12 protein-coding genes and 1 pseudogene are annotated in these 11,318 nt (G+C 40.6%); 11 read left to right on the plus strand and 2 right to left on the minus strand.

Translation table 11 applies throughout. The features are described from left to right. Positions 1-56: 56 nt before the first annotated feature. From Q0296_RS00625 to Q0296_RS00665, 9 genes are all read left to right on the plus strand, one after another. Positions 57-1,109: a flagellar basal body P-ring protein FlgI gene (locus Q0296_RS00625; protein WP_298035656.1), complete on the plus strand. Its 1,053-nt coding sequence runs from the start codon at positions 57-59 to the stop codon at positions 1,107-1,109. Beyond that, positions 1,109-1,408 carry a rod-binding protein gene (locus Q0296_RS00630; protein ID WP_298035657.1) on the plus strand — a complete coding sequence of 100 codons (300 nt, stop codon included), beginning with the start codon at positions 1,109-1,111 and terminating at the stop codon, positions 1,406-1,408. The genes Q0296_RS00625 and Q0296_RS00630 overlap by 1 nt, the downstream gene beginning before the upstream one ends. Positions 1,409-1,466: 58 nt before the next feature. Continuing rightward, positions 1,467-1,670: a flagellar biosynthesis anti-sigma factor FlgM gene (locus Q0296_RS00635; protein ID WP_188117236.1), complete on the plus strand. Its 204-nt coding sequence runs from the start codon at positions 1,467-1,469 to the stop codon at positions 1,668-1,670. Positions 1,671-1,687: 17 nt separating this feature from the next. Next, positions 1,688-2,119, plus strand: a complete 432-nt coding sequence (locus Q0296_RS00640; protein WP_107915541.1) for a flagellar export chaperone FlgN — start codon at positions 1,688-1,690, stop codon at positions 2,117-2,119. Positions 2,120-2,122: 3 nt separating this feature from the next. Then, entirely contained in the window at positions 2,123-3,994 is a 1,872-nt protein-coding gene (gene flgK, locus Q0296_RS00645) for a flagellar hook-associated protein FlgK (RefSeq protein WP_298035658.1), read from the plus strand. Next, entirely contained in the window at positions 3,991-4,758 is a 768-nt protein-coding gene (locus tag Q0296_RS00650; protein WP_298035659.1) for a TIGR02757 family protein, read from the plus strand. Before flgK ends, Q0296_RS00650 begins: the two co-directional genes overlap by 4 nt. A gap of 66 nt (positions 4,759-4,824) precedes the next feature. Then, complete coding sequence (locus tag Q0296_RS00655) at positions 4,825-5,361, plus strand: superoxide dismutase family protein (protein WP_298035660.1); 537 nt, start codon at positions 4,825-4,827, stop codon at positions 5,359-5,361. A 144-nt stretch (positions 5,362-5,505) separates the two neighbouring features. Beyond that, positions 5,506-6,267 carry a TSUP family transporter gene (locus Q0296_RS00660; protein WP_298035661.1) on the plus strand — a complete coding sequence of 254 codons (762 nt, stop codon included), beginning with the start codon at positions 5,506-5,508 and terminating at the stop codon, positions 6,265-6,267. Positions 6,268-6,332: 65 nt separating this feature from the next. Then, entirely contained in the window at positions 6,333-7,016 is a 684-nt protein-coding gene (locus Q0296_RS00665) for a F0F1 ATP synthase subunit A (RefSeq protein ID WP_298035662.1), read from the plus strand. Between the two features lie 159 nt (positions 7,017-7,175). Here Q0296_RS00665 and Q0296_RS00670 read toward each other — a convergent pair whose 3' ends face one another. Both Q0296_RS00670 and Q0296_RS00675 read right to left on the minus strand, forming a co-directional pair. Next, on the minus strand, positions 7,176-7,949 hold the full coding sequence (locus tag Q0296_RS00670) for a creatininase family protein (RefSeq protein WP_021089789.1): 774 nt from the start codon (positions 7,947-7,949) through the stop codon (positions 7,176-7,178). After that, positions 7,946-9,328, minus strand: a complete 1,383-nt coding sequence (locus Q0296_RS00675) for a cytosine permease (protein ID WP_107714975.1) — start codon at positions 9,326-9,328, stop codon at positions 7,946-7,948. Before Q0296_RS00675 ends, Q0296_RS00670 begins: the two co-directional genes overlap by 4 nt. Before the next feature lie 213 nt (positions 9,329-9,541). Here Q0296_RS00675 and gatB point away from each other — a divergent pair, with 213 nt between their 5' ends. Beyond that, positions 9,542-10,963, plus strand: a complete 1,422-nt coding sequence (gatB, locus tag Q0296_RS00680) for an Asp-tRNA(Asn)/Glu-tRNA(Gln) amidotransferase subunit GatB (protein ID WP_107945217.1) — start codon at positions 9,542-9,544, stop codon at positions 10,961-10,963. Between the two features lie 12 nt (positions 10,964-10,975). Next, positions 10,976-11,318: pseudogene (locus Q0296_RS00685) on the plus strand (glycerol-3-phosphate dehydrogenase); the annotation flags it as partial.

Below are 11,318 nucleotides of genomic sequence, written 5' to 3' on the forward strand. Positions count from 1 at the left end.
CTTTTGGAACATCTTTTGCTTTAAAAATCTAAAATAGCTAAATTTTAGGAAAAAATATGAAAAAAATTTTATCTTTTGTAGCAGCTTCAGTGATAGCTACTTCAGCCTTTGCTACGCAGATAAAAGAGCTTGCAAATATCGTTGGCGTAAGGGATAATCAGCTAATAGGCTATGGTTTGGTTGTCGGACTAAACGGCACAGGGGACGGCTCAACGTCAAAATTTACGATCCAGTCGCTATCAAACATGCTTCAAGGCGTAAATGTCAAGATAAATCCAGATGATATCAAGTCTAAAAACGCAGCCGCTGTTATGGTGACAGCAAAATTGCCTGCATTTGCAAGGCATGGCGACAAGCTTGATGTTGTTATCTCATCTATCGGAGATGCTAAGAGCTTGCAAGGCGGCACGCTTCTTATGACTCCGCTAAAGGGCGTTGATGGCGATATCTACGCTTTGGCCCAGGGAGCTCTTAGTATCGGCGGCAAGAGTGCAGGAAGAAGGGGTGGCAACCACTCGACGGTTGGCACTATCTTAAGCGGAGCATTGGTAGAGCGCGAGGTCATTTATGATATCTACAACCAAGACAGCATAAAACTAAGCCTAAAAGATACAAATTTCAAAACCGCTCTTGATATCCAAAACGCCATAAATGCAAACATCTCAGACGATACTGCAAAGGCGATAGATCCAAGAACGGTCATCGTTAAAAAGCCAGATGACGTTAGCATCATCGAGCTTGCAAGCGCTGTGCTTGATCTTGACGTGGAGTATAAGCCAGATGAGAAGATCGTAGTTGATGAGAGAACTGGCACGATAGTTAGCGGTATAAACGCGGTGGTAAATCCAGTCGTTATAACTCACGGCGCCATAACTATAAAGATAGAGCCAAACAGCTACGAAGAGGCGGCGCAAAATGATGTAAATATAGGTAGCGACACCTCAGTAGCCCCAAGTCAAAATTTACTTAAAATTTCAGGCGAGAAAACAACCGTTGCAAACGTGACAAGAGCGCTAAACAAACTTGGCGCAACACCAAGCGATATCATCTCGATACTTGAAAATTTAAAACGAGTTGGCGCGATACAAGTCGATCTGGAGATAATATAATGCAAATAGACAACACTTTAGCACTAAATTCGTATAACGACATCTCAGCAAACAAGATAAAAAACCTAAATAGTAAACAAGACGCACTTTTAAAAGAGCAAACTGACGCTTTTGAAGCGTATATGGTAAAAGCTGTGCTTGATATCGCTTTAAAAGAAGATGAGCACAACTCACTCTATCCAAAAGCCGCTGGCAGCGACATTTACAGGTCTATGTATAACGACGCTATGAGTAAAGCTTTGAGTGGAAATTTAGGTTTTTCAGAACTTTTATACGATTTTTTGAAGAGAGACTCTTAAGTAAATTTGTATTCTGCCGATGTAGTGATATAAACATTTTATTTTAAGAGGTATAGATATGATAACTCCTTTGAACCAAAGACCAAACTACCAGGCAAATACGCTAAACAATAATAGCGATGTCAGAGTAGAAAATGAAAACAAAGAAGTAAAAACAAACGAAAACGCAAGAGTAAAAGAGATAGCTGATGCAATAGCAAATGGCACCTATCAGGTAGATATCTCTAAAACAGCTAAGGCTGTGGCTGATGCGTTGCTGTAAATTTTGAAGGAATTTAAATGATAAAGAAGCTTTTGGACGAGGCCATAGGCGAGCTAGACGAGCTTATAAATTTAACGATGCAAGATATCGCCAACATAAAAGAGGCGAAGCACTCAAGCGTTGATGAGAGCGTGAAGAAGAAAAATGCTCTTGTGCGTGCTTTTGAAGATACTAAAAGAGCTTTGGATAAAGAGCTACTAAGGGTTTCAAAAGAGAGTGGCACGACGACACTTGCAAACGTTTTAGATGATGAAGTGAAGTCAAAGCTAGTGCTTATGCGTTCAAAGCTTGAAATTTTGCATAAAGTAAATAAAGAATATGCAAGACACGTCGTTGTTGTTAAGGAGTTTTTCGACTCGCTTAGCAAAAAGGTCTTTGGCACTCAGGTAAATGAGTATGGCCAAGACGGCAGCGGCACAGATAATAATTTTTACAAATCAAGGGTTTAACAAATGGCTAATATCTTTATGTCATTAGGCACAGGCGTTTCAGGGCTAAATGCAGCCCAAGTGCAAATAAGCACAACTGGAAACAACATCACAAACGCCGATAGTAACTACTACACAAGGCAGCGTGTAGTCCAGTCTGCGTCTCCAGCGATGAATACAGTCCCTGGTGGCGTTGGCACAGGTACGCAGGTCGATACCGTGACAAGGCTTCACGACGAGTTTGCCTACTCAAGACTAAAGTACTCATCATCAAATTTAGAAAATACGGGCTATAAACAAAGAATTTTACAAGAGGCGACAAAATACTTCCCAGATCTAAAAGATAACGGCATGGTAAAAGATATACAGGAGTATTTTGCTGCGTGGAACAACTTCGCTTCTAACCCAGACGAGGGCGCTCAAAAGGTAAATTTGATAAACAAAGCTAGTGTTTTAACAGGCAGCCTAAACCGCTCATCAAAGATGCTTTATGATATGCACACGCAGATAGATGAGACTATAAAGATAAATATAAACGAGATAAACTCACTTGGCAAGCAAATAGCAACTATAAATAAGCAAATTCAAAGAGTTGAGTCAGGCGCGGATGCTGGCATAAAGATAAATGCAAACGACCTTCGCGACAAGCGTGACGAGCTAGAGCTTGCTATGTCAAAGCTAGTAAATACAGCCGTTTATAAAAGCGATCTAAAAAGCGAGTCAAGGATAGACACTGGTATAACTGATCAAGGAAGATACTACAACCTAAATATCGGCGGTATCAGCATAGTCGATGGCGTAAATTTCCATGAAATTTCTATGAGCTCAACCGAGAGTGGCCAATACACTAAAATTTATTATGAAAGAGAAGATGGCAGACGTATCCCTATGGAAGATAAGATCACAAATGGCAAAATAGGCGCCGCGCTTGATCTTAGGGGCCGTAACTACGAGCCAGATAATGATAAATTTAGCGATGGTATCATCCAAAAATATATTGACAACATAAATACATTTTCAAAAACGCTTATAACAAGCACAAACAACGTCTATGCTGAGTCTGCGGTTGAAATTTCAAACTCAGATCCGATCAGCTATCTAGAAGACGAAAAGACGCTGATGAACCACGACAACAGCATAAGAAATGGCAGCTTTGAAGCCATAGTTTATGACAACAAGGGTAACGTCGTAGCCAAAAAGACTATCGAGATAAACGGCACTACGACGATGAACGATACAAAATACGGCAACTCTATCGTAAAAGACTTCAACTCAAATTCAGACGACAACAACGACAACAACATGTTAAATGACGTCGATGACTTTTTTGAAGCGTCGTATTTTTACGATAAAAACACAAACCAAGGCACATTTGCACTCATACCAAAGCAAGCTCAAGGGCTTTATAGCATCTCAATAGTCGATCACGGCACAAATTTCCCAGGAGCCGTTGGTATCAATAGATTTTTCTCAGGCACCAACGCAAATAGCATCGGCGTAAATCAAAATTTCGTCCAAGACCACACAAAGCTTCGCGCATACTCAAAGCCGATCGTCGGAAACAACGAAGTTGCAAACAAGATGATCCAGCTTCAGTATCAAAAGCAGACATTTTACTCAAGTGGCACTGCGCTTGATAGGGACGAGACGATCGAGGGATATTACCGCTATTTTACGACCGATATGGCGAGCGACACGGAGTCAAATAATACGATCCACGACACAAATACGTCTTTGCAAAAGACAGCTGAGGCCGAGTTTCAATCAACAAACGGCGTAGATACTAACGAAGAGCTTACAAACTTAATCCGCTTTCAAGCGAGCTACGGTGCAGCTGCAAAGATCATTACAACCGTTGATCAGATGTTAGACACCCTTCTTTCACTAAAACAATGAGCGATCTAAAGAGCCTTTTAGACTCACACGTAATTAGTAAAAATACAAATTCGGGGCTATTTGACGCCCCGGACCCACTTCAAGTAGCCACTAAATTTAAAGAGCCAAACATAGCGCTTATTTGTGCATTATTTGCCTATGGCAACGCAAAAATGATAGTGAAATTTCTAAATTCGCTTGATTTTAGCTTGCTTGATGAGAGCGAGAAAAATATCAAGAAAAATTTATCAAATTTCAAATACCGCTTTCAAAATGAAAACGACGTAAAAGAAATTTTCATCACACTTTCACGCCTGAAAAAAGAGGGCAGTATAGAGGAAATTTTAGCCAGCGGCCTAGCAAAAAATGGCGAGATGATAGAGGGGATAAATGAGCTTATTAAATTTATATATGGGCTAAATTCTTACCGCTCAGATGGATATGAGTTTTTCTTTGGCAAGAGCTTTGAAAAAGAGCCACAAAGCCCATATAAACGCTATAATATGTACCTTCGCTGGATGGTGCGAGATAGCGACATCGACCTTGGGCTATTTAAAAATTTACCAAAAGATAAGCTTTTGATGCCACTTGATGTGCATACGCATAGGGTTTCACTAAATTTAGGACTTATAAACAGAAAGAGCTACGACTTCAAAGCGGTCATGGAGCTTACAAAAAAACTTAGAGAATTCGACGAGCTTGACCCGATAAAATACGACTTTGCACTTTACAGAATAGGGCAGAGCAAAGAGCTAGAAACTATCGTAAAAAATCTCAAAAAATAAAAATTATTGCTAAATTTTTAAATTTAGGATAGACTTGCCATACAATTTTATCCATAAGGAGCTTGTATGAAAAAAATCGTTTTACTAAGTGCGGTTTTAGGAACTTTGCTTTTTGCTCACGAGGGTCATCACTTTGATCCAAAGGCTGGCGAACATCTAGTTATACCTGTTAATGAGCTAAGCGAAAAGGGCGATAAGAGCGTTGGTGAAGTAGTAGCTGTTAAGACAAACTACGGCGTTGCGTTTTTTCCAAATTTAAAAGGTCTTCCTGCAGGACTTCACGGCTTCCACGTTCACCAAAATGCTGACTGTGGCGCGACTGAAAAAGGTCTTGGCATGAAAGCAGGCGGTCACTGGGATCCAGCTGAAACAAAAATGCACTCATTTGCATGGGACGACAATGGCCACAAAGGCGATCTACCAGCACTTTACGTAGATGCTGAGGGCAATGCAAACTACCCAGTGCTAGCTCCAAAGATAAAAAACCTTGACGAGCTAAAAGGTCACTCACTAATGGTTCACGTCGGTGGCGATAACCACAGTGACCAACCAAAAGCACTTGGCGGCGGCGGCGCTAGAATGCTTTGCGGCGTTATTAAGTAATAAAGCCTCCATAAAAAGCCTTTAAATTTAATGTTTAAAGGCTTTTTTAAATCTCTCGCTCAAATTTAACCCCCATTTCTAAGATGAAATTTCAAAATTTTAAACTACAATCCGCTTTTTAACTTAAATTTACAAAGAACAAAAATGGAATTTGACCTACTTAGCTACACTATCTTTTTTGTCGCTGCGTTTTTGGGTGGTTTTATCGACGCGATCGCAGGAGGCGGCGGACTGATCACTCTGCCAGCTATCATGGCTATGGGCGTGCCACCTCATCTTGCTCTTGGCACAAACAAGCTTCAAGGCGTCTTTGGCAGCTTCACGGCAACGCTAAATTTCACCAAAAAAGGGCTGATTAATTACAAAGAGTGCTTTGTTGGCATAATTTTTACATTTATAGGAGCCCTTATTGGCGCAACGCTCATTTTATTTTTAAATGCAAATTTCTTAAAAATCATCATCCCATTTTTGCTAATCGTCATCTTCATCTACACGCTTTTTATGCCAAAGATAGGCGAAAGCGACAGGGCTGCAAAGATGAATGAGAGGCTTTTTTATGTCATTTTTGGACTAATTCTTGGCTTTTATGACGGCTTTTTTGGCCCAGGAGCAGGCTCGTTTTGGATGTTTGCGATGGTGGCTTTAATTGGGCTAAATTTAAAAAAGGCGGTCGCTCACACGAAAGCTTTAAATTTCACCAGCAACATCGTAGCACTTGGCGTTTTTATAGCAGGCGGGCAGATACTTTGGCTAGTTGGCTTTTTGATGGCTGTAGGGCAAATTTTAGGAGCATATTTTGGCTCAAATTTAGTCATCAAAAAAGAGGTTAAATTTATTAGAACGATGTTTTTGATAGTTGTCGCAGCGACCATTTGCAAACTACTTTTTGACTACTTCAAGGCTTAAAATTAAAAATGTTTTAACAATAATTTTGTTACAATCACGCAAAATTCTAAATCTAAGGTAAATCAATGAAAGATTTGTTTCTATTCTCAAATTTGCTAAACCATTCACATGCCTTTGTCTATGCGTTTCACTTTTGCCTTGTAGCTTTGATCATCCTCATCGTTGCCTACATCGCAAGGAGCAAGATGCAGCTTGTGCCAAGAGGCCTTCAAAACATAGTTGAGGCTTATTTAGAGGGCGTTATCTCTATGGGTAAAGATACTTTAGGTAGCGAAAAGCTAGCTAGAAAATACCTCCCACTTGTCGCAACTATCGGCTTTATCGTATTTTTCTCAAACGTCATCGGCATCATCCCTGGCTTTGAGTCACCAAGCTCAAGCTTAAATTTAACCCTAGTTTTGGCTTTGGTTGTATTTTTCTACTATCACTTTGAGGGCATTAGAAAAAATGGCTTTTTCAAATACTTTGGACACTTCATGGGACCAAACAAATTTCTAGCTCCTATTATGTTCCCAGTTGAAGTCATCTCACATCTTTCACGTGTAGTTTCGCTATCTTTCCGTCTTTTTGGTAACATCAAAGGCGATGATTTATTCTTACTTGCGATGCTTACACTTGCACCATGGTTTGCTCCACTTCCAGCCTTTGCACTTCTAACACTTATGGCTGTTTTGCAAACATTTATCTTTATGATGCTAACTTACGTTTATCTAGCTGGTGCAGTCGCTATCGACGAGCACGAGCATTAAAATTTAAAGCCATATTTTTATATGGCTTTTCTCTTTTTAAATTTCTGCTATATATCAAAATTTAACTTTCAAGCAACATCTCAAAATAAAAAATAAAGTATTAAAAATTAGTGAAGAATTAAGCAGTAAAAATGTGTGCTATCTCTAGCACACATAAATTTATTTTCTGTGGTCGTATTTCCAGCCCATTTTTTCAAGCTTTTCAACGATCTCGACAACGTAGTCAGTCACACAATCAAGCATCTTTTGACCTTTTTCTAGGCTAGCTTTTGTGCTATCTCCAGTAGCACCTGTCTCTGTTACCTCTTTGATATCCCAGATGATGGTGCTAAACTCGCCAAAACCGATGACATCGTGAGGCACTTGTGACTTTGCATATTCTAAATTTACAAGCTCAGGCTTAACCGCCATAGTTATAGAAGTCTCGCCCTCTCCGCCGTGACCAAGTCCGTCCCAGACATCAAATGTACCTTTTAGTCTAGCTCCTGTGATGTTCCACCAAGCAGGAATAAAGACCAAAACAGCGTCTTTATGTCTATCTTTTACCTTTCTAGCAGCGATCTCAAGGGCAGGGATGTTGCCGTCGTGGCCATTTAGGATGATGATGTGTTTTATGCCGTTATTTATAAGGCTCTCAAAAATGTCTTCAGCGATCGCTATCGTGGTTTCAAATCTAAGAGTTACTGACATAGGAAACTGGTTGTAGTGGATAGAAGTACCAAAAGGTACGCCTGGCACAACGATAGTCTTTCCAAGTCTTAGAGCTGCTCTTTTTGCGATCTCTTCAGGCACAAAAAGATCAGGGCCAAGTGGCAGGTGCCAGCCGTGGCTCTCGCAGCTACCAAAGGTTGTGATAGCGCTATCTATCTCGTGCGCTTCAAATTTTTGCTTTAGCTCTCTTGCGCTAAATTCGTTCAAAACTACCTTTTTCATCTCATCTCCTTGTTAAAAATTTTATAAAATATCGGATAGATAATAATCGTAATAACTAACGCTACAAGACCTGATGGTAGGTCAAATGGAAGTGGCAAATAGTACTGGAAGATAAATCCAAGCAAAGCGCCTATGACAAATGAAATAACGCCAGCCATGTGATAGTCTGGTTCGCTATTAAATTTAGCGATGTCGTATTTTCCTTTTTTGATGATGTAATAATCAGCTATTAACGGACCAGCAAGAGGCGGGGCAAATGTACCAAGTATCGTGATGAACGACGCAAAAAACATTTGATAAAAGGCAAATGAGCCAAGCACAGTGCCTACTATGCCAGCGAGTAGTACTAATTTTTTTCTATTTATGTTTAAATTTATGCTTGAGAGCACTGGACCAGTATATAGCGAGTTGCAGTAGAGCTCGGCGTTATTTGTGGTCCAAAGCGATGCTGTCCAAGCGATGACACCGATGATAGCTAAAAGGGCTGACTTTGTTAGCATCCACTCTACGTAGTTAAACTGACCAACACTTACCGCGCCGATGTAGCCAACTATGTTTAAAAGAGGGTTTGTTAGTATAAAGCAAGCCACGACACCAGCGATGACAGCTTTTACTGATTTGTTAAATCTAAATAGATCAACGCCCATAACAGCTCCTGCTATCCAGCTACCAACAACAGCAGTGATCGCATTTCCAAGCCCAAGACCTTGTATATTTTTGGTCTTTTCTAAAAAGGCCGCAGCTCCGCCACCCTCTGCTAACATCTCGTAGCCAACATAGACTGCGATGATCAAGATAACAGGGCTTATCGGGATCGCGATAGCCTCGATGGCTTTGATACCTACGTATGCTGTGATGGTAAAGATGATACCAAAGATAAAGCAAGCAAGAAAGACCTCAAGCGTGATCGGTGTGATATCTTTGTAGCCAAAATTTGCTGGGTCAAAGACGATGACGCCACTTGGGTTGCCTATAAATGAACCCCAAATTTGACCGACCATGCCAGTGATGCTGGCGAACCAGCCAAGTGTTAGCAGTGCCATGATGATCATTGGCAAATTTGCACCTTTTATGCCGTAAGAGTACCTAGAAACTAGAGCTAGGCTCATACCAGTTTTTTGAGCCATTATGCCAAGTAGCGCAGTGATGATACTTAGCGAGCCCATACCCAAAATGATCGCCCAAATGGCGGTTTGAGGTGAGACGCCAGGCTTTCCGCCAAAACCGGCTAGAACGCCACCTATGAAAAGTCCAGTAACGACGTAGCCAAAACCTACCCAGACCATTATCTGGTTAAATGTCGGGCGTCGCTCAGACATCGGAACTGGAGACAGCATGCGTTCGCCATCTTCTAAAACAACATTTTCTTTGTCGCTCATACAAGCTCCTTTCATAAAATTTTATATTTTTTTATTATAGCTATATTATTTTTTTCTTACGAAAAATATTTAATTTGTAATTTAAATTTTTATCATTAATGTTACGAATTGTTAGTGTTTTTAAATTTCCTTAAAAGCACTCCTTTAGATATTTTAAAAGAAAGTATCGCTAAAATACACACTAAAAATTTGCATAAATTTAAAGGTAAAAATATGTTTGAAGTCGTTATCGGTTTAGAAGTTCACACTCAGCTTAATACAAAAACTAAAATTTTCTGCTCTTGTTCAACTAGCTTCGGCGATGAGGCAAACACTCACGTTTGCCCAACTTGCCTAGCACTTCCTGGAGCGCTACCTGTGCTAAACAAAGAGGCAGTCAAAAAAGCAATTAGTTTTGGCACAGCGATAAACGCTAAAATCAATAAAAAATCAGTCTTTAATAGAAAAAACTACTTCTACCCAGACCTTCCAAAGGCATATCAAATTTCACAGTTTGAGATACCTATCGTAGAAGGTGGCGAGCTCATCATCGACGTAAATGGCACTAAAAAACGCATCGGCGTAACAAGAGCGCACCTTGAAGAGGACGCTGGTAAAAATATCCACGAAGAAAATGAGAGCCTAGTTGATCTAAATAGAGCTGGCACGCCGCTTCTTGAGATAGTTAGCGAGCCAGACCTTAGAAGTAGCGACGAGGCGGTGGCTTATCTTAAAAAATTGCACTCGATCCTTCGCTTTTTAAACATCAGCGATGCAAATATGCAGGAAGGTAGCTTTCGCTGCGACGCAAACGTCTCTATCCGTCCAAAAGGCGACACAAAGCTTTACACAAGGGTTGAGATAAAAAACCTAAACTCATTTAAATTTATCCAAAAAGCGATCGACTACGAAGTAGAGCGCCAAAGTGCAGCTTGGGAAGATGGCAAATATGATGAAGAAGTCTATCAAGAGACAAGGCTGTTTGATACGACAAATTTAGTGACAAGGTCTATGCGTGGCAAAGAGGATAGCGCGGAGTATAGGTACTTTCCTGACCCTGACTTGCTGCCTGTTGAGGTGCCAGAAGAGATGTATAACGAAGCGATCAAAATTCCAGAGCTTGCCGAGCAAAAGGTGGCAAGATACGTTAGCGAGCTAGGCGTAAAAGAGAGCGATGCCTTAAATTTAACTCAAAGCGTTGAGATGGCTAGATATTTTGAAGAGCTAATCGCTGCTGGAATTTCTCCAAAGCTTGCTACTACGTGGCTCATAGTTGAGCTTCTTGGCCGCTTAAATAACGGTGTAACGATCGAGACAAGCCCAGTTAGTAGCGCTAAGATGATAAATTTACTAAAACGCATAGAAGATGGCACGATAAGCGGCAAAGCTGCAAAAGAGGTGCTAGACTACCTTATGGAAAATGACGCGGACGTTGATAGCGTCATTGAAAAGCTTGGTTTAAAACAAGTGAGCGACGACTCGGCGATCGTTGCTATCATAGATCAAATTTTAGCTGCAAACGCCGATAAAGTAGAAGAGTATAAAAACGGCAAAGAGAAGATGTTTGGCTTCTTTGTCGGTCAGGTGATGAAAGAGGGTAAAGGTGCCTTTAACCCAGGCAAGGTCAATGAGCTTTTAAAGGCTAAAATAGGCTAAAAAAGGGCTAAAATGAGCATAGCAGTCATCGGAGCTGGAAAGTGGGGCAGTGCGCTTTTTCACGCATTTATTGAGAATAACGAGTGCGTCATCAGCTCAAGAACGCCAAGAGAGATGCCAAATTTTGTAAGCTTAGAAGAGGCTTTGGAGTGCGAGTACCTAGTCTGCACTATCCCAACGCAAGCTACAAATTTATGGCTAAAGCAAAACTACAAAAACAAAGGTCAAAAGATCCTAGTCGCCAGCAAGGGCATAGACACGGCAAATCTTAAATTTCTAAATGAAATTTACGAAGACTTTGTTGATAGAGAAAATTTGGCCTTTCTTTCAGGACCGACCTTTGCAAAAGAGATCA

This window comes from uncultured Campylobacter sp., assembly GCF_937890585.1.
Classification (GTDB): Bacteria; Campylobacterota; Campylobacteria; order Campylobacterales; family Campylobacteraceae; genus Campylobacter_A.

Coding starts and splice junctions, on each gene's coding strand:
- gatB (WP_107945217.1), top strand. CDS start 9,542: ATGTTTGAAGTCGTTATCGGTTTAGAAGTTCACACTCAGCTTAATACA.
- flgK (WP_298035658.1), top strand. CDS start 2,123: ATGGCTAATATCTTTATGTCATTAGGCACAGGCGTTTCAGGGCTAAAT.
- Q0296_RS00655 (WP_298035660.1), top strand. CDS start 4,825: ATGAAAAAAATCGTTTTACTAAGTGCGGTTTTAGGAACTTTGCTTTTT.
- Q0296_RS00660 (WP_298035661.1), top strand. CDS start 5,506: ATGGAATTTGACCTACTTAGCTACACTATCTTTTTTGTCGCTGCGTTT.
- Q0296_RS00625 (WP_298035656.1), top strand. CDS start 57: ATGAAAAAAATTTTATCTTTTGTAGCAGCTTCAGTGATAGCTACTTCA.
- Q0296_RS00630 (WP_298035657.1), top strand. CDS start 1,109: ATGCAAATAGACAACACTTTAGCACTAAATTCGTATAACGACATCTCA.
- Q0296_RS00665 (WP_298035662.1), top strand. CDS start 6,333: ATGAAAGATTTGTTTCTATTCTCAAATTTGCTAAACCATTCACATGCC.
- Q0296_RS00670 (WP_021089789.1), bottom strand. CDS start 7,949: ATGAAAAAGGTAGTTTTGAACGAATTTAGCGCAAGAGAGCTAAAGCAA.
- Q0296_RS00635 (WP_188117236.1), top strand. CDS start 1,467: ATGATAACTCCTTTGAACCAAAGACCAAACTACCAGGCAAATACGCTA.
- Q0296_RS00640 (WP_107915541.1), top strand. CDS start 1,688: ATGATAAAGAAGCTTTTGGACGAGGCCATAGGCGAGCTAGACGAGCTT.
- Q0296_RS00650 (WP_298035659.1), top strand. CDS start 3,991: ATGAGCGATCTAAAGAGCCTTTTAGACTCACACGTAATTAGTAAAAAT.
- Q0296_RS00675 (WP_107714975.1), bottom strand. CDS start 9,328: ATGAGCGACAAAGAAAATGTTGTTTTAGAAGATGGCGAACGCATGCTG.